General features: G+C 63.4%; 8 protein-coding genes, 3 rRNA genes and 1 pseudogene. All 12 read left to right on the forward strand.

The window, feature by feature from the left end; translation table 11 throughout:
• Positions 1 to 133: 133 nt before the first annotated feature.
• The 12 genes and pseudogenes from JOE64_RS04680 to recN all read left to right on the forward strand — a co-directional run bounded on the left by JOE64_RS04680 (position 134) and on the right by recN (position 18628).
• A pseudogene (locus JOE64_RS04680) lies at positions 134 to 1135 on the forward strand (LacI family DNA-binding transcriptional regulator).
• 326 nt (positions 1136 to 1461) lie between these two features.
• Positions 1462 to 2589 carry a multiple monosaccharide ABC transporter substrate-binding protein gene (gene chvE / locus JOE64_RS04685; RefSeq protein ID WP_271202598.1) on the forward strand — a complete coding sequence of 376 codons (1128 nt, stop codon included), beginning with the start codon at positions 1462 to 1464 and terminating at the stop codon, positions 2587 to 2589.
• Between the two features lie 80 nt (positions 2590 to 2669).
• Positions 2670 to 4199 carry a multiple monosaccharide ABC transporter ATP-binding protein gene (gene mmsA / locus JOE64_RS04690; protein WP_204963181.1) on the forward strand — a complete coding sequence of 510 codons (1530 nt, stop codon included), beginning with the start codon at positions 2670 to 2672 and terminating at the stop codon, positions 4197 to 4199.
• Between the two features lie 24 nt (positions 4200 to 4223).
• A complete protein-coding gene (gene mmsB / locus JOE64_RS04695; RefSeq protein ID WP_204963182.1) occupies positions 4224 to 5468 on the forward strand; it encodes a multiple monosaccharide ABC transporter permease in 1245 nt (414 codons plus the stop codon).
• 253 nt (positions 5469 to 5721) lie between these two features.
• Positions 5722 to 6837 carry a multiple monosaccharide ABC transporter substrate-binding protein gene (gene chvE / locus JOE64_RS04700; RefSeq protein WP_204963183.1) on the forward strand — a complete coding sequence of 372 codons (1116 nt, stop codon included), beginning with the start codon at positions 5722 to 5724 and terminating at the stop codon, positions 6835 to 6837.
• Between the two features lie 84 nt (positions 6838 to 6921).
• The gene (mmsA, locus tag JOE64_RS04705; RefSeq protein WP_204963184.1) at positions 6922 to 8451 is read left to right on the forward strand and encodes a multiple monosaccharide ABC transporter ATP-binding protein; all 1530 of its coding nucleotides are present in this window, start codon (positions 6922 to 6924) and stop codon (positions 8449 to 8451) included.
• A gap of 3 nt (positions 8452 to 8454) precedes the next feature.
• Positions 8455 to 9663: a multiple monosaccharide ABC transporter permease gene (gene mmsB, locus JOE64_RS04710; protein WP_204963185.1), complete on the forward strand. Its 1209-nt coding sequence runs from the start codon at positions 8455 to 8457 to the stop codon at positions 9661 to 9663.
• Positions 9664 to 9738: 75 nt separating this feature from the next.
• Positions 9739 to 10965 carry an ROK family protein gene (locus JOE64_RS04715; RefSeq protein ID WP_204963186.1) on the forward strand — a complete coding sequence of 409 codons (1227 nt, stop codon included), beginning with the start codon at positions 9739 to 9741 and terminating at the stop codon, positions 10963 to 10965.
• A 612-nt stretch (positions 10966 to 11577) separates the two neighbouring features.
• Positions 11578 to 13100 (forward strand): 16S ribosomal RNA (locus tag JOE64_RS04720).
• A gap of 376 nt (positions 13101 to 13476) precedes the next feature.
• Positions 13477 to 16580: ribosomal RNA gene (locus JOE64_RS04725) — 23S ribosomal RNA — on the forward strand.
• 107 nt (positions 16581 to 16687) lie between these two features.
• Positions 16688 to 16804: ribosomal RNA gene (gene rrf, locus JOE64_RS04730) — 5S ribosomal RNA — on the forward strand.
• The 16S, 23S and 5S rRNA genes sit together here, the layout of an rRNA operon.
• Before the next feature lie 123 nt (positions 16805 to 16927).
• Positions 16928 to 18628 carry a DNA repair protein RecN gene (gene recN, locus JOE64_RS04735; protein ID WP_204963187.1) on the forward strand — a complete coding sequence of 567 codons (1701 nt, stop codon included), beginning with the start codon at positions 16928 to 16930 and terminating at the stop codon, positions 18626 to 18628.
• Positions 18629 to 18666 lie beyond the last annotated feature (38 nt).

The following is an 18666-nucleotide window of genomic DNA, read 5'->3' on the forward strand; positions in this document are numbered from 1 at the left end:
GGGGTCAGTGTAGGGCGGATGTGATCGTCGCATGCAGTACGCTCGGCGCAACCCGGCGGGTGCGCGACAGTGCGCGAGCGGTCGATGAGGAGCACCGGGCGCGGACCCGCGGCCGATGCGGAGTGACGGTGCGATGAACGACGACGGACAGACGCGTCCCGCGAGCATTCGCGACGTCGCCCGTGCGGCGGGAGTTTCGCACCAGACGGTCTCGCGTGTGCTGAACGACCATCCCAGCATCCGCCCGGAGACGCGCGACCGGGTCCGCGCCGCGATGGCCGACCTGTCCTACAGTCGCAATTGGGCCGCGCGCGCACTGGTGACCAGTCGCACGCGGACGATCGGGATCCTGGTCGCGGCCTCGCGACAGTACGGCCCGGCGTCGGCGGTCGCCGGCATCGGCGAGGCAGCGCGCGCACGGGGCTACTGGGTGTCCACGGCCACGCTCGAGTCATCCGATCCCGCGTCGATCACCGCGGCCCTCTCGCACCTGCTCGCACAGTCGATCGAAGGCCTCGTCGTCATCGCGCCGCAGGCGCGAGTGCTGCGCGTGCTCACCGAACAGGCCATCAGCGTGCCGTACATCACGCTGCACTCCACCGACGTGCAGCCGGCCCAGGTCGTCGTGGTCGACCAGAGCGGTGGCGCACGGCTGGCGACCCGGCATCTCCTCGAGCGGGGACACCGGATGATCTACCACCTGGCGGGGCCCCAGGACTGGATCGAGGCGGAGTCGCGCATGCACGGCTTCCTCGAAGAGATGCGCGCCTGGGATGCGCCCACGACGGCCCCGATCCTGGGCGACTGGACGGCGCGGTCCGGCTACGAGATCGGACGCCGCCTAGTGCGTCGCGAGCTGACGGCGGTGTTCTCGGCCAACGACCAGATGGCACTCGGCCTGCTGCACGCGATCCGCGAGGCGGGCCTGGAATGTCCGCGCGACATCAGCATCGTCGGGTTCGACGACACGCCCGAAGCAGCGCACTTCTGGCCGCCCCTGACGACGGTCCGGTAGGACTTCGCGGAGCTCGGGCGACGGGGCGTCGAGGTCTTGCTGGGCGGACTCGAGGAGCGCGCCGCCGCGCCGATCGCTCCGGAGCTGGTGGTGCGGGACTCGACCGCCGCGGTTCTCTGAGACTTCCCCCGCCGTTACCGACTCGCAACACCGCGTTGTTGACACGATGCCGTCCCGGGGTTCATAGTGGTCCCGATGTGAACGATCACATCGGGGTAGCCACCGGCCTCGGCGAACGACAGAGGAGTCACGAGTCATGAGACCAATCCGGAGTGTGAGCGGTAACGCTCCGATGCTCCGTCGCGGGCGCACGACGGCCTCGACGTCGCCGGCGCAGGGGTCGCCGCGCCGTGATCGTGCAGAGAACGTCCGGCAGCAGGGTGCCGGTCGACCAGAGGATACGTACATCGTTTCCTGACGACGATGTCACCAAGAAAGGAAACACAGTGAAAGCGAAGAAGATGCTCGTCGCGGTCGTCGCCGCGGGCGCACTGCTGCTGGCCGGGTGCTCCGGCACGTCCAACGGAGATGCCACGGGCGGGGCAAGCGGGGGAGACGGCGGCCTGATCGGCGTCGCGATGCCGACGAAGAGCTCGGAGCGGTGGATCAACGACGGCAACGCCGTCAAGGAGCAGCTCGAGAAGGCGGGCTACACCGTCGACCTGCAGTACGCGGAAGACAAGATCCCCACGCAGGTCTCGCAGATCGAGAACATGATCACCAAGGGCGCGAAGGCCCTGATCATCGCATCCATCGACGGCACCACGCTCACGAGCGTGCTGCAGGAGGCGGCCGACAACAACATTCCCGTCATCGCCTACGACCGCCTCATCCGCGACAGCCAGAACGTCAACTACTACGCGTCCTTCGACAACTACAAGGTCGGCGTCCAGCAGGCCACGTCGGTGCTGAACGGTCTCGGACTGGTCGACCTCGAGGGCAAGAAGAAGTCGGATGCCCCGAAGGGCCCCTTCAACATCGAGCTGTTCGCCGGTTCACCCGACGACAACAACGCGACCTTCTTCTGGAAGGGTGCGGTCGACACCCTCGACCCCTACATGAAGGACGGAACGCTCGTCGTGAAGTCGGGTCAGAAGGAGTTCCAGCAGGCGGCGACGCTGCGCTGGGACGGTGAGGCCGCTCAGAGCCGCATGGAGGACATCCTCACGGCGAATTACTCGGACGGCTCGAAGGTCAACGCGGTGCTCTCGCCTTACGACGGCATCTCGCGCGGCATCATCTCGGCGCTGACGGACGCGGGCTACACCGTGGGTGCCGGCTGGCCGATCATCTCCGGGCAGGACGCTGAGCTCGACTCCGTCAAGGCGATCAACCGCGGCGAGCAGTTCGCCACGATCTTCAAGGACACGCGCAAGCTGGCCGAGGTCGCCGTCGACATGGCCACGGCGATCCTCCAGGGCAAGGAGCCCGAGGTGAACAACACGACCGACTACAACAACGGCGTGAAGGTCGTGCCGTCCTACCTGCTCGAGTCGCAGATCGTCGTGAAGGACAACATCAAGGACACGCTGGTCTCCAGCGGGTACTACACCGAAGCCGAGATCACGGGCTGATGAGACGTGTGTGCCGGTCGGGCGGGGGAGACGCCCGGCCGGCACACCGATGAGTGCGCGCAGGCGGACAAGGAGGGGCGATGGCCCAGCACATCCTCGAGATGCGAGGAATCACAAAGACGTTTCCCGGCGTCAAGGCGCTGTCGAATGTGAACTTCGCCGTCGAGAACGGCGAGATCCATGCGATCTGCGGCGAGAACGGGGCAGGCAAGTCCACGCTGATGAAAGTGCTGTCGGGGGTGTATCCCCACGGCACCTACGAAGGCGAGATCGTCTACGCCGGCGATGAGGTCCAGTTCCGCAACCTCCGCGACAGCGAGGCGCGCGGCATCGTGATCATCCACCAGGAGCTGGCGCTGAGCCCGCACCTGTCGATCGCCGAGAACATCTTCCTCAACAACGAGAGGAAGGGTCCCGCGGGTCTCATCGACTGGAATCGCACCGATCACGAGGCATCCCAGCTTCTCGCGCGCGTCGGCTTGAAAGAGAACCCGCGCCGCAAGATCAATCAGATCGGCGTCGGCAAACAGCAGCTCGTCGAGATCGCCAAGGCGCTCTCCAAGGAGGTCAAGCTGCTCATCCTCGACGAGCCGACGGCTGCGCTCAACGACGAGGACTCGGACCACCTGCTCGACCTGATCCTCAGCCTCAAGGCCGAGGGGATCACGTCGATCATCATCAGCCACAAACTGAACGAGATCCGCAAGGTCGCCGACAGCGTCACGGTCATCCGCGACGGCCGCACCATCGAGACCATCTCGAAGAGCGACGTCACCGAGGACCGCATCATCAAGGACATGGTCGGCCGTGACCTCGCCAACCGGTACCCAGACCACGAGCCGAAGATCGGCGAAGAGCTGCTCCGCGTCGAGAACTGGACCGCGCACCATCCCCAGGATTCGTCGCGCGTCGTCGTCGACGACGTCTCGATCAACGTCCGCGCCGGCGAGATCGTGGGGATCGCGGGGCTCATGGGTGCGGGTCGCACCGAGTTCGCGATGAGCCTGTTCGGCCACAGCTACGGCTCGCGCATCTCGGGACGCGTGTTCATGCGCGGCAAGGAGATCAAGACGCGCACCGTCGCGGAAGCGATCGAGAACGGACTCGCGTACGCCACGGAAGACCGCAAGACGTACGGCCTCAACCTGATCGAGGACATCAAGCGCAACATCTCGATGGCGGCGCTGCGCAAGCTCGAGAAGGCCGGCCTCGTCAACGAGAACGAGGAGTTCGCGGTCGCCGAGGAATTCCGACGGAGTATGAGCATCAAGGCGCCCGGTGTCCTGGTGAAGACGGGCAAGCTCTCCGGCGGCAACCAGCAGAAGGTCGTGCTGTCGAAGTGGATCTTCTCCGACCCCGACGTGCTCATCCTCGACGAGCCCACGCGCGGCATCGACGTCGGTGCCAAGTACGAGATCTACACCATCATCAATCGCCTGGCGGCGGCGGGGAAGGGCATCATCGTGATCTCCTCCGAGCTTCCCGAGCTGCTCGGCATCTCCGACCGCGTGTACGCGCTGTCGGAAGGTCGCATCACGGGCGAACTGCCCGTCGCCGAGGCGACGCCAGAGTCCGTCCTCAAGCTCATGACCACGGAGAAGGCCCGCTGAGGCGGGTCGACACAGGAGCCCGACATGTCACAGAATCCCACCCCCGTCACCTCCGCAGGAGAGGAAGCCGTCGGCGCGGTGATCCAGCCCGCCGACAATCGCGCGACGCGATGGCTGAGCCGCGTGCTCTCCGACCTGGGAAGCAACGGCATCTTCATCGCGCTGATCGCGGTGATCGTCCTTTTCACCATCCTCACCAACGGGGTGCTCCTGCGGCCGCAGAACATCTCCAACCTGGTGGTGCAGAACGGGTACATCCTGGTTCTCGCCATCGGCATGGTGATGGTCATCATCGCCGGACACATCGACCTCTCCGTCGGCTCGGTCGCCGCCTTCATTGGCGCTGTGTCGGGAGTGTTCGCCGTCAACTGGGGCCTGCCCTGGTGGCTGGCGATCCTTCTCTCGCTCGTGATCGGCGCACTGGTCGGCGCCTGGCAGGGCTTCTGGATCGCCTTCGTCGGCATTCCCGCCTTCATCGTAACGCTGGCGGGCATGCTCATCTTCCGCGGCCTCGCCCTGGTGGTGCTCGGCAACGCGAACATCGGCTCGTTCCCCGGCGAATACCGCGCCCTCGGCAACGGATTCGTCTCCGGGGTGCTCGGCGCGACCAACCCCGACCTGTTCACACTGCTCATCGGCGCCGCCGCCGTCGTGCTGCTGGTGGTCCAGCAGGTGCGCGTGCGTGCCGGACGCCTGAAGTACGCGCAGGACGTCGACCCGCTCGCGTGGTTCGTCGTGAAGCTCGTGCTGATCGCGGCGGGCATCGGACTGTTCACGTACGCGCTGGCGTCGTACAAGGGGATCCCGGTCACCCTCATCGTGCTCGCGGTGCTCGTCCTCGTCTACGGCATCGTGATGAACCGGTCGGTCTTCGGCCGTCACATCTACGCGATCGGCGGCAACAGGCACGCCGCCGAGCTTTCCGGTATCAAGACGCGTCGGGTCGACTTCTGGCTGTTCGTCAACATGGGGCTCCTCGCCGCGCTCGCCGGCCTCATCTTCACCGCGCGCCTCAACCTCGCCGGCCCCAAGGCCGGTGACGGCTTCGAGCTCGAGGCGATCTCCGCGGCCTTCATCGGCGGCGCGGCGGTGCAGGGAGGCGTCGGCACGATCGGCGGCGCGATCATCGGTGGTCTCATCATCGGCGTCCTGAACAACGGCATGTCGATCATGGGTATCGGCATCGAGTGGCAGCAGGCGGTCAAGGGCCTCGTGCTGCTGCTGGCCGTCGCCTTCGACGTCTACAACAAGCGCCGCTCCGGCAACTGAGCGTCACGCACGAGGACCCCGGGCCGATCGGTCCGGGGTCCTCGTGCGTGCGGGGGCGGTGAGCGATACCGAAACGTGATCTTCGGGTCGCATTTGTTGTGGACAGCGGCGTATTCGAGGGATAAAGTTACGGAGCCGTCATAATTAGACGGCACGACACAGCCGGGACGAAGAAGACCCTGGGGTCGGCGACCAGAGCAGGTCGCCGGGACCTCGCCTGTCCCTGCGCTTTCAGAGAGGAACGCAGATCACCATGCTGAAGAAGATCATGACGGGAGCGGTGGTCGCCGCTGTCGCCGTCAGCCTCGTCGCGTGTTCGTCGACGAAGTCGGGTGGGGCCGGTTCGACCGATGCCGCCGCCACCGACTGCAACGTCGGCATCGCGATGCCCACCCGCAGCCTCGAGCGATGGATCAACGACGGCGAGCAGCTCCAGAAGAAGCTCACGGATGCCGGGTGCAAGGTCGACCTGCAGTACGCGGACAACAAGACCGACCAGCAGATCAGCCAGATCCAGAACCAGCTCGCCGGCGGCGCGAAGATCCTCGTGATCGCCGCGATCGACGGGTCGACGCTCGGACCGGTGCTGGACGAGGCCAAGAAGCAGAACGCCAAGGTGATCGCGTACGACCGCCTCATCAACGGCAGCGAGAACGTGGACTACTACGCCACGTTCGACAACTACAAGGTCGGTCAGCTGCAGGGCAAGTTCCTGGAGGACAAGCTGGGTCTCGCCTCGGGTAAGGGGCCGTACAACCTCGAGCCGTTCGCCGGCAGCCCCGACGACAACAACGCGAAGTTCTTCTTCTCGGGCGCGTGGGACGTGCTGAAGCCGTACATCGACAAGGGTCAGCTCGTGGTGCCCAGCGGCAAGGCTCCCGCCAGCGACGATGCGTGGGCGAGCATCGGCATCCAGGGATGGGCTTCCGACAAGGCTCAGGCCGAGATGGACAACCGTCTGTCCTCGTTCTACGGCGGCGGCAAGAAGGTCGACGCGGTTCTGTCTCCCAACGACAGCCTCGCCATCGGCATCGAAGCCTCGCTCAAGTCCGCCGGCTACACCGCCGGTGCGGGGTACCCGATCATCACCGGACAGGACGCCGACAAGGCCAACGTCAAGGCGATCCTCGACGGGCTGCAGGCGATGACGGTCTGGAAGGACACGCGCACTCTCGGCGACCGCGTCTTCACGATGATCCAGCAGATCACCAAGGGTGAGACGGTCGAGGTCAACGACGAGAAGACGTACAACAACGGCGTCAAGGTCGTGCCCGCCTACCTGCTGACCCCCGAGGTGGTCACCAAGGACGACGTGCAGACGAAGCTCATCGACTCGGGCTTCATCAAGGCATCCGACGTCGGACTCTGATCCACTCGCGATGGGTGGGCGCGCACGGCGCCCACCCATCGCTCGATCGCGTCGCCTCGGAGCGGGCGACGGGAAGAGGCAAAAATGACCGAACCGATCCTTCGGATGTCCCACATCTCGAAGTCGTTCAACGGCATCCCCGCCCTCTCCGACGTGTCGATCGACGTGCAGCCCGGTGAGGTGCACGCGATCTGCGGCGAGAACGGCGCGGGTAAGTCGACGCTGATGAAGATCCTCTCCGGCGTCTACCCGACGGGGAGCTTCTCGGGCACGATCACGCTGGAGGGGCAGCCGGTCGCGTTCCGCTCGATCAACGACAGCGAAGCGGCCGGCGTCGTGATCATCCATCAGGAGCTCGCGCTCAGTCCATACCTCTCCATCGCCGAGAACATCTTCCTCGGCAACGAGATGGCCCGGCGCGGCGTGATCGACTGGAACCGCACGAACACCGCGGCGGCGGAGCTACTCGATCGCGTCGGCCTGCACGAGAACCCCGCGACCAAGGTCTACGAGTTGGGTGTCGGCAAGCAGCAGCTCGTCGAGATCGCGAAGGCGCTCGCCAAAGAGGTGAAGCTGCTCATCCTCGACGAGCCCACGGCCGCCCTGAACGACGACGATTCCGATCACCTGCTGAACCTCATCGATCAGCTGCGGATGCAGGGCATCACGTGCATCATCATCTCGCACAAGCTCAAAGAGGTGCTGCGCATCGCGGACAGCATCACGGTGATCCGCGACGGGCGCACGATCGAGACGATGCGCGGAACCGACGCCGACACCGACGAGGGGCACATCATCCGCGCGATGGTGGGCCGCGACCTCAACAGCCTGTTCCCGCCGCGAGAGCCTGACATCGGCGGCGAGCTGTTCCGCGTCGAGGACTGGACCGTGCACCACCCGGTGGACTCCGAGCGGGTCGTCATCGCGAACGCGAGCTTCCACGTCCGCGCCGGCGAGATCGTCGGATTCGCCGGTCTCATGGGCGCCGGACGCACCGAACTGGCCATGAGCATCTTCGGGCGGATGTACGGGACGAACATCTCCGGACGCGTCTACAAGAACGGCGAGGAGATCGACGTGAAAACGGTGGATGCCGCGATCTCCCATGGCATCGCGTACGCCACCGAGGACCGCAAGCGGTACGGGCTGAACCTCATCGGCGACATCCAGGTCAACGTCTCGGCGGCGGCGTTGTCCCGGCTCGCCCGCCTGGGGGTCGTCGACCGCTTCCGCGAGTACAAGGTGGCCGATTCGTACCGCTACAAGATGAACATCAAAGCGCCCAGCGTCGCCGCGGTGACGGGGCGCCTGTCGGGCGGCAACCAGCAGAAGGTCGTCCTGTCGAAGTGGATGTTCACCGGGCCGGATGTGCTCATCCTCGACGAGCCCACGCGCGGCATCGACGTCAGGGCGAAGTACGAGATCTACGGCATCATCAACGAGCTCGCCGCTCAGGGGAAGGCCGTCATCATCATCTCCTCGGAGCTGCCCGAGGTCATCGGACTCTCCGACCGCATCTACACCATCTCCGAAGGACGCATCACCGCCGAGGTCGAGCGGGCCGATGCCACCCAGGAAACACTCATGCGGCACATGACCGCCGGAAGGAACTGACTCATGACCACCGTGTCCACCTCGACGACCGAGCCGCCGGTGAAGCGCCGCAGCATCCTGTCGCGGATCAATTTCCGGCAGTACGGCATCCTGGCCGCGCTCGTCATCATCATCGTCCTGTTCCAGGCGCTCACCGGCGGACGTCTGCTCATGCCGGGCAACGTCAACAACCTCATCCAGCAGAACGCCTATGTGCTGATCCTCGCCATCGGCATGGTGATGGTCATCATCGCCGGCCATATCGACCTGTCGGTCGGATCCGTCGTCGCGATGGTCGGAGCCATCGCCGCGATCGCCATGAAGGACTGGGGTCTGCCGTGGTGGCTGGCGGTCGTCCTGGCGCTCGTGGTCGGCGCCGTCGTGGGAGCGTGGCAGGGACTGTGGATCGCGTTCGTCGGGATCCCCGCCTTCATCGTCACGCTGGCGGGCATGCTGCTCTTCCGCGGCCTGACCCTGGTGCTCCTCACCGGCGGCACGATCAGTGCGCTGCCCGACGAGTTCACCGCGATCGGTGCCGGGTGGCTGCCGCCGGTGTTCGGCTACCTCAACGACCTGGACGCGTTCACCCTGGGACTCGGCGCGGTCGCCAGCGTGGCGCTGGTCGCCCAGCAGCTGCGTACCCGTGCCACATTGCGGCGACTCGAGCTGCCCCGCGAAGTGGCCTGGTCGTTCTGGCTGAAGAACGGCGTGGCGGTCCTCGCGATCATGGCCACCTCGGTCATCCTCGCCGCCTACAACGGCACGCCGATCGTGCTCGTCATCCTCGCGGTGCTGGTGCTCGCCTACACGTTCGTCCTCGACCGCACCGTGTTCGGCCGGCACGTCTACGCGATGGGCGGCAACCATTTTGCCGCGATCATGAGCGGCGTGAAGACGAAGTGGGTGACCTTCTTCGTGTTCGTCAACATGGGAGTGCTCGCGGGGCTCGCCGGCGTCGTCAGCACGGCGCGCGCGGGCAGCGCGGTCGCCTCGGCGGGCCAGAACTACGAGCTCGACGCGATCGCGGCCGTCTTCATCGGCGGCGCCGCGGTGCAGGGCGGCATCGGCACGGTCGTGGGCGCGGTCATCGGTGGTCTCGTCATGGGCGTGCTGAACATGGGTCTGTCGATCCTGAGCGTGGATGCCGCGTGGCAGATGGCCATCAAGGGCATCGTGCTGCTGCTTGCGGTGGCGTTCGACATCTTCAACAAGCGCCGCAGCGGCGGAATGTGAGAGTGCTCGGCGGGCGGGGCGCGTGCCTCGCCCGCCGAGTCGTCCGGCCGGGTGAGAGGATGGCGGTGAGTCCCCATGAACCCCCCTGCCTTCGAGATCGTCGCCCCGGCGCCCCCGACGGCGGGTGCCGTCGGAGGGTTGCGGACGACCAATGACGTCGTCCGGCAACAGAACCTGTCGTCGGTGCTCTCGCTTCTGCATCTGCACGGTGCGCTCTCCCGCGCGCAGCTGGGGACGGCCACCGGGCTGAACCGCTCGACCGTCACCGGACTCGTGATGGAGCTGACCGAGCTGGGGCTCGTCCGTGAGATCCCGGGCGCGGCGAGCACAGGGCGGGTGGGGCGACCCACGCTCGACCTCGAGCCCGATCAGCGCGTCGCCGCGTTGAGTGTGCGCGTCGAGCCGCACGCGGTGACGGTGGCGCTCGTCGGACTCGGCGGCGTCGTCCACGCGCGCCTGCGCCATGACACCGCCGCCCCGCCGACGCCGCGACGCTTCGTGGAGATCGCCGCGTCGTCGATCGAAGTCATGCGCGCCGATATCGACCGTCACTACCGGGTGGTGGGAGCCGGTCTCGCCGTTCCGGGGCTCGTGAACGCGAACGGGTCGGTGCTCATCGCGCCGCCTCTCAAGTGGCATCGAGACCCGGTCGCGGCACGCCTGAGCGATGAGCTCGGGCTCACCGTCACGGCAGGGAACGATGCGAGCATCGGCGCCCTCGCCGAGTCTCGGTTCGGCGTCGGACGCGGGGTGAGCAATCTGCTCTACATCGGCGGGGCGATGCGGGGGATCGGGGGAGGGGTGATCATCGACGGGACCCTGTTGCGCGGCACCTCCGGCTACGCGGGCGAACTCGGCCACACGGTGGTCGACCCGCGCGGACGGCGTTGCGCGTGCGGGCGCTCCGGCTGCCTCGAAGCCGAGGTCAGCTACGACCTGCTCGAGCCGCTGCTCGGAAGACGCAAGCTCGACGAGGACGAGCTCGACGTCGAGCTGGGCGTCGTGCGCGACGCCGCCGTGATGGCGGAGGTGGCCCGCCAGGTGGAGCTCCTCTCGATCGCACTCACGAACTTCGTCAATGCCTTCAGTCCCGAGACGATCGTCCTCTCCGGGTATCTCGGATGCCTGCTGTCGGTCAGTCGCGAGCGCCTCGCGGATGCCGTGCGCGTGCAGCCGCTCGGCGCGGAGGGACGAACGATCCGGCTGGAGCGCGCGCATCTGAGGTCGCGACTGATGCTGATCGGGCCCGCGGAACTCGCCTTCGCCGAGCTTCTCTCGAATCCGGCCGGAATCCGAGGCTGATCCTGGGCCGGACGGTCTCCGGAGCCAGGCATCGGGCGACGATGACCGAGGTTTCGACCGCTGACCAGGACAACTGCCTCCGTCCCGCGTCGACGACACGCCCGGGATGCATGCGTGATTTGCCGGCACCCCAGATCCCGCGTAAGTTATTACTTGTTCGCCCCACAGGGAAGAGCGAAGAGCCGGAAGGCCTCGCCCCCTCAAGCGGAGAACCAACCCCCATCTGAACGAACTCCGGACTGGAGTTCTCGATCTACGTGATCTAGGATGGAGGTCCCCCACTCCTCGAGATTGTTCGTGATGAGCGAAGATCGATGTGACTTTCTGTCACCACTGATCGCATCACGACACCGAGCGAGGGGGAAAGATAGTGACGTTGCCCCGTGGGCGAAGCTGAGAGGCTGAGCTGCGGGAGCATCCGATCCTTGAGAACTCAACAGCGTGCACTTGTCAAATGCCAAATAACCTCGATTCAGCTTCGGTTGAATGAGATTCCTTTGGATCAAAGTCCGGCACTTCGGTGTCGGCAATGGATAGTCAGCAATGAGTATCTCTTTGGTCAGTTCAAACTCGCTGCGTCAGTCAATTTCCGGCTGATTGTAGCAACATTTCTTTATGGAGAGTTTGATCCTGGCTCAGGATGAACGCTGGCGGCGTGCTTAACACATGCAAGTCGAACGGTGAAGCCCAGCTTGCTGGGTGGATCAGTGGCGAACGGGTGAGTAACACGTGAGCAATCTGCCCCTGACTCTGGGATAAGCGCTGGAAACGGCGTCTAATACTGGATACGAACCGTGATCGCATGTTCAACGGTTGGAAAGATTTTTTGGTCAGGGATGAGCTCGCGGCCTATCAGCTTGTTGGTGAGGTAATGGCTCACCAAGGCGTCGACGGGTAGCCGGCCTGAGAGGGTGACCGGCCACACTGGGACTGAGACACGGCCCAGACTCCTACGGGAGGCAGCAGTGGGGAATATTGCACAATGGGCGGAAGCCTGATGCAGCAACGCCGCGTGAGGGACGACGGCCTTCGGGTTGTAAACCTCTTTTAGCAGGGAAGAAGCGAAAGTGACGGTACCTGCAGAAAAAGCGCCGGCTAACTACGTGCCAGCAGCCGCGGTAATACGTAGGGCGCAAGCGTTATCCGGAATTATTGGGCGTAAAGAGCTCGTAGGCGGTTTGTCGCGTCTGCTGTGAAATCCCGAGGCTCAACCTCGGGCCTGCAGTGGGTACGGGCAGACTAGAGTGCGGTAGGGGAGATTGGAATTCCTGGTGTAGCGGTGGAATGCGCAGATATCAGGAGGAACACCGATGGCGAAGGCAGATCTCTGGGCCGTAACTGACGCTGAGGAGCGAAAGGGTGGGGAGCAAACAGGCTTAGATACCCTGGTAGTCCACCCCGTAAACGTTGGGAACTAGTTGTGGGGTCCATTCCACGGATTCCGTGACGCAGCTAACGCATTAAGTTCCCCGCCTGGGGAGTACGGCCGCAAGGCTAAAACTCAAAGGAATTGACGGGGACCCGCACAAGCGGCGGAGCATGCGGATTAATTCGATGCAACGCGAAGAACCTTACCAAGGCTTGACATACACGAGAACGCTGCAGAAATGTAGAACTCTTTGGACACTCGTGAACAGGTGGTGCATGGTTGTCGTCAGCTCGTGTCGTGAGATGTTGGGTTAAGTCCCGCAACGAGCGCAACCCTCGTTCTATGTTGCCAGCACGTAATGGTGGGAACTCATGGGATACTGCCGGGGTCAACTCGGAGGAAGGTGGGGATGACGTCAAATCATCATGCCCCTTATGTCTTGGGCTTCACGCATGCTACAATGGCCGGTACAAAGGGCTGCGATACCGTAAGGTGGAGCGAATCCCAAAAAGCCGGTCCCAGTTCGGATTGAGGTCTGCAACTCGACCTCATGAAGTCGGAGTCGCTAGTAATCGCAGATCAGCAACGCTGCGGTGAATACGTTCCCGGGTCTTGTACACACCGCCCGTCAAGTCATGAAAGTCGGTAACACCTGAAGCCGGTGGCCCAACCCTTGTGGAGGGAGCCGTCGAAGGTGGGATCGGTAATTAGGACTAAGTCGTAACAAGGTAGCCGTACCGGAAGGTGCGGCTGGATCACCTCCTTTCTAAGGAGCACTGCACTCTTCGGAGTGACAGAGCCCTGATCAGAGCGAATGTCTCTGCAGGGAGCTCATGGGTGGAACATTTGACGAGGTGTCGGGGAGTGATCTTCGAGTTAGTACGGCCTTCGGGTCTGGAAAGCTGGGGGTGAGTGATCCGGGACATGCACGCTGTTGGGTCCTGAGGGACCGGATGCCGCTTTGAGCGGTGACCAACCTCAGGGCCTTTTCTGGTGTCGGCAGTGGCTGGCAGCGGGGAGGGTACCGCCCGTACTTTGAGAACTACACAGTGGACGCGAGCATCTTCGAGATGATTTTTTCATCTCGTGAAGATGATCTTAAAGATCATTAGTCAATTTTTTGACGATTCAAACTCATGTGATTTCAAGTCTTTAAGAGCAAACGGTGGATGCCTTGGCATCTGGAGCCGAAGAAGGACGTAGCAATCTGCGATAAGCCTCGGGGAGTGGATAAGCACACTGTGATCCGAGGGTGTCCGAATGGGGAAACCCCGCTGGGCGGCGTGCCGACCTAGTGACTCCCGCCTGAATATATAGGGCGGGTAGAGGGAACGTGGGGAAGTGAAACATCTCAGTACCCACAGGAAGAGAAAGCAACCGCGATTCCGTTAGTAGTGGCGAGCGAAACCGGAACAGGCTAAACCGAGTACGTGTGATATCCGGCAGGAGTTGCGTATTCGGGGTTGTGGGACTTTTCAGACATTTCTGCCGAGATGTCGGCGTTACAAGAAGGTATAGACGAACTGGATTGAAAGCCAGGTCATAGAGGGTGCCAACCCCGTAGTCGAAATGCTTCTCTTGGCGCGAAGAGTATCCCAAGTAGCACGGGGCCCGAGAAATCCCGTGTGAATCTGTCAGGACCACCTGATAAGCCTAAATACTCCCAGATGACCGATAGCGGACAAGTACCGTGAGGGAAAGGTGAAAAGTACCCCGGGAGGGGAGTGAAATAGTACCTGAAACCGTTTGCTTACAAACCGTTGGAGCACCCCTGGTAGGTGTGACAGCGTGCCTTTTGAAGAATGAGCCTGCGAGTTAGCGATACGTGGCGAGGTTAACCCGTGTGGGGTAGCCGTAGCGAAAGCGAGTCTGAATAGGGCGATTCAGTCGCGTGTCCTAGACCCGAAGCGAAGTGATCTATCCATGGCCAGGTTGAAGCGACGGTAAGACGTCGTGGAGGACCGAACCCACTTAGGTTGAAAACTGAGGGGATGAGCTGTGGATAGGGGTGAAAGGCCAATCAAACTTCGTGATAGCTGGTTCTCTCCGAAATGCATTTAGGTGCAGCGTTGCGTGTTTCTTGCCGGAGGTAGAGCTACTGGATGGCCGATGGGCCCTACAAGGTTACTGACGTCAGCCAAACTCCGAATGCCGGTAAGTGAGAGCGCAGCAGTGAGACTGTGGGGGATAAGCTTCATAGTCGAGAGGGAAACAACCCAGACCACCAACTAAGGTCCCAAAGCGCGTGCTAAGTGGGAAAGGATGTGGAGTTGCTTTGACAACCAGGAGGTTGGCTTAGAAGCAGCCACCCTTGAAAGAGTGCGTAATAGCTCACTGGTCAAGTGATTCCGCGCCGACAATGTAACGGGGCTCAAGCACGCCACCGAAGTTGTGGCATTGACATTTTTGGTAGGCCTTCGTGGTCCAGCCGTGTTGATGGGTAGGAGAGCGTCGTGTGGCCAGCGAAGCGGCGGTGTGAACCAGCCGTGGAGGCTACACGAGTGAGAATGCAGGCATGAGTAGCGAAAGACGTGTGAGAAACACGTCCTCCGAAAGACCAAGGGTTCCAGGGTCAAGCTAATCTTCCCTGGGTAAGTCGGGACCTAAGGCGAGGCCGACAGGCGTAGTCGATGGACAACGGGTTGATATTCCCGTACCGGCGAAGAACCGCCCAAGCTAATCCAGTAGTGCTAAGTGTCTGAATCCCAGTGATGGATCCCTTCGGGGTGAAGCTCTGGGCCTAGCGCACGACCCCATTCTGGTGCGGTTAGCGTATTAACAGGTGTGACGCAGGAAGGTAGCCCAAGCCAGGCGATGGTTGTCCTGGTGCAAGTGTGTAGGCCGAGTGATAGGCAAATCCGTCACTCATGCAGGCTGAGACACGATGCGGATAAAAAGTGGGTGATCCTATGCTGCCAAGAAAAGCATCGACGCGAGGTTCTAGCTGCCCGTACCCCAAACCGACTCAGGTGGTCAGGTAGAGAATACCAAGGAGATCGAGAGAATCGTGGTTAAGGAACTCGGCAAAATGCCCCCGTAACTTCGGGAGAAGGGGGGCCTTCGGCGTATTAGGACTTGCTCCGAAAGCGTTTGGAGGCCGCAGAGACTAGTGGGTAGCGACTGTTTATTAAAAACACAGGTCCGTGCCAAGTCGCAAGACGATGTATACGGACTGACGCCTGCCCGGTGCTGGAAGGTTAAGAGGACCGGTTAGCCGCAAGGCGAAGCTGAGAATTTAAGCCCCAGTAAACGGCGGTGGTAACTATAACCATCCTAAGGTAGCGAAATTCCTTGTCGGGTAAGTTCCGACCTGCACGAATGGCGTAACGACTTCCCAACTGTCTCAACCGCGAACTCGGCGAAATTGCACTACGAGTAAAGATGCTCGTTACGCGCAGCAGGACGGAAAGACCCCGTGACCTTTACTACAGCTTGGTATTGGTGTTCGGTGTGGCTTGTGTAGGATAGGTGGGAGACTGTGAAGCAGGGACGCTAGTTCTTGTGGAGTCATTGTTGAAATACCACTCTGGTCACTCTGGATATCTAACTTCGAACCGTAATCCGGTTCAGGGACAGTGCCTGGTGGGTAGTTTAACTGGGGCGGTTGCCTCCCAAAAAGTAACGGAGGCGCCCAAAGGTTCCCTCAACCTGGTTGGCAATCAGGTGGCGAGTGTAAGTGCACAAGGGAGCTTGACTGTGAGACTGACAGGTCGAGCAGGGACGAAAGTCGGGACTAGTGATCCGGCAGTGGCTTGTGGAAGCGCTGTCGCTCAACGGATAAAAGGTACCTCGGGGATAACAGGCTGATCTTGCCCAAGAGTCCATATCGACGGCATGGTTTGGCACCTCGATGTCGGCTCGTCGCATCCTGGGGCTGGAGTAGGTCCCAAGGGTTGGGCTGTTCGCCCATTAAAGCGGTACGCGAGCTGGGTTTAGAACGTCGTGAGACAGTTCGGTCCCTATCCGCTGCGCGCGTAGGAAATTTGAGAGGATCTGACCCTAGTACGAGAGGACCGGGTTGGACGAACCTCTGGTGTGTCAGTTGTTCTGCCAAGAGCACCGCTGATTAGCTACGTTCGGGATGGATAACCGCTGAAAGCATCTAAGCGGGAAGCCGGCCTCAAGATGAGATTTCCATGCCTTCGGGCGAGAGGCTCCCAGCCAGACTACTGGGTTGATAGGCCGGATGTGGAAGCGCGGTAACGCGTGAAGCTGACCGGTACTAATAAGCCGATGACTTGATAACACACCGTTTTGGTGCTTGCGTCCACTGAGTGGTTCTCGATGTACGGTCGAGAACCACGCAACAGATCTACATGATCGTTGTGTGCATGATTGAAACATCAATAGTGTTTCGGCGGCCATAGCGTGAGGGAAACGCCCGGTTACATTCCGAACCCGGAAGCTAAGCCTCACAGCGCCGATGGTACTGCAGGGGGGACCCTGTGGGAGAGTAGGACACCGCCGGACTTCTTTCGTGAAATGGCCACCCATCGATGGGTGGCCATTTCTCGTTAACACGCGTTCTGCGCGTTCTGATCGACAAGGGTGTCGCGGCCCTCGTCGCTTTCGAGATGCGGGAGACTCGTTGGCATGATCGAGCAGATGACCCTGCGCGACCTCGGCGTGATCGCTGATGCGACGCTCCCCATGGGACCCGGTTTCACCGCGATCACGGGCGAGACGGGTGCCGGCAAGACCATGGTCGTCACCGGTCTCGGGTTGCTCATGGGTGCACGCTCCGACGCCGGGGCGGTCCGTTCCGGCGCGGCGCAAGCCGTGGTCGAAGGCGTGTGGCTCGTGCCCGAGGCGGGCACCGTCGCGGCGCGTGTGGCGGATGCCGGCGGCGGCATCGAGCCGGTGGGCGACGGCACCGCCGAGCTGTACCTGTCGCGCACGGTGACGGCCGAGGGGCGCAGCCGTGCCGGTGTCGGCGGTCGTACCGCCCCGGCCGGCGTTCTCGCAGAACTCGCCGAGCAGCTGGTCGTCGTCCACGGGCAATCCGACCAACTGCGGCTGCGGTCGGCGTCGGCGCAGCGGGACGCGCTCGACCGCTTCGGCGGCTCTGCTATTGCGAAGCCTCTGGCGGCATACCGCGAGAGGTTCGAGCAGGTGCGTGCCCTCGCCGCGCAACTGGAGGATCTGACGGCGAACCGGGCGGAGCGCGCGCGCGAGGCGACCGTGTTGCGCGCCGCGCTGGTCGAGATCGAGCAGCTCGATCCGCAGCCGGGGGAGGACGTCGAACTCGCGCAGCGTGCGGAGCGTCTCGCCAACGCGGAGGATCTCCGCGTCGCCGCGACGACGGCGCATGAGGTGCTGTCGACCGACGGCGAGATGCCGGGTGTGCTGACGCTGTTGGCCGAGGCTCGCCGCGCGCTGGAACGCGCCGCGGCGAGCGATGGAGTTCTCGCCGCACACGCGGCCGTCCTCGAGGATCTGGGCTACCGGGCATCCGACCTCGCGACGGAATTGAGCCGCTACCTGGCCGACCTCGACGAGTCGGGGCCGCACGAGCTCGCGACCGTCGAGGAGCGCCGCGCGGCGATCGCTGCGCTCGTGCGTGCGCACGGCAGCCTCGACGCTGCGCTGGCGCTGGGCGAGAGCGGCGCGCTCCGGCTGGCAGAGCTCGACGATGACGATGACCGTGTCGAGCGCCTGGCGGCAGAGCTCGCCGACGCCGAGGCGCGTCTGGACGAGTGCGCAGCCGCCGTCACCGCGGCTCGCGAGGAAGCCGCCACGCGGCTGTCGGAGGCCGTCACCGCGGAGTTGCGCCAGCTCGCTCTTCCCGATGCGCGGCTGGTCGTCACCGTCTCGCCCGGCCTTCCCGGTCTCGCCGGTCGCGACGATGTCTCGCTCCTTCTCGCGCCGCACCCGGGAGCCGAGCCGCGTCCGGTCGCCAAAAGCGCATCCGGCGGAGAACTGAGTCGTGTCATGCTCGCGATCGAGGTCGTCATCGCCGGTGCCGACAGCGTCCCCACCTTCGTCTTCGACGAGATCGACGCCGGCATCGGCGGCGCCGCCGCGATCGAGGTGGGCCGACGCCTGGCTGTGCTGGCCCGGGCGAGCCAGGTCATCGTCGTCACCCATCTGGCTCAGGTCGCCGCGTTCGCCGACACCCACCTCACCGTCGTGAAGGCGAGCGACGGCTCGGTGACGGCGTCGAGCGTGGCGGTGCTGGAAGGCGCGTCGCGCGAGGCCGAGATGGCGCGGCTGCTGTCGGGACTTCCCGACTCGCCGGCAGCGCTCGAACACGCCCGCGAGCTGCTCGATCTGGGAGCGACGTCGCGGACGTGACCCGCGGCTCCGCGTTCGCGACGCGCGGGCCGCTTCGC

This window comes from Microbacterium dextranolyticum (assembly GCF_016907295.1).
Lineage (GTDB): Bacteria > Actinomycetota > Actinomycetes > Actinomycetales > Microbacteriaceae > Microbacterium > Microbacterium dextranolyticum.

Excerpts from the sequence above, each read along its gene's own strand:
- chvE (WP_204963183.1), top strand. The coding sequence starts at position 5,722 with ATGCTGAAGAAGATCATGACGGGAGCGGTGGTCGCCGCTGTCGCCGTC.
- mmsA (WP_204963184.1), top strand. The coding sequence starts at position 6,922 with ATGACCGAACCGATCCTTCGGATGTCCCACATCTCGAAGTCGTTCAAC.
- mmsB (WP_204963185.1), top strand. The coding sequence starts at position 8,455 with ATGACCACCGTGTCCACCTCGACGACCGAGCCGCCGGTGAAGCGCCGC.
- JOE64_RS04715 (WP_204963186.1), top strand. The coding sequence starts at position 9,739 with ATGAACCCCCCTGCCTTCGAGATCGTCGCCCCGGCGCCCCCGACGGCG.
- mmsB (WP_204963182.1), top strand. The coding sequence starts at position 4,224 with ATGTCACAGAATCCCACCCCCGTCACCTCCGCAGGAGAGGAAGCCGTC.
- recN (WP_204963187.1), top strand. The coding sequence starts at position 16,928 with ATGATCGAGCAGATGACCCTGCGCGACCTCGGCGTGATCGCTGATGCG.
- mmsA (WP_204963181.1), top strand. The coding sequence starts at position 2,670 with ATGGCCCAGCACATCCTCGAGATGCGAGGAATCACAAAGACGTTTCCC.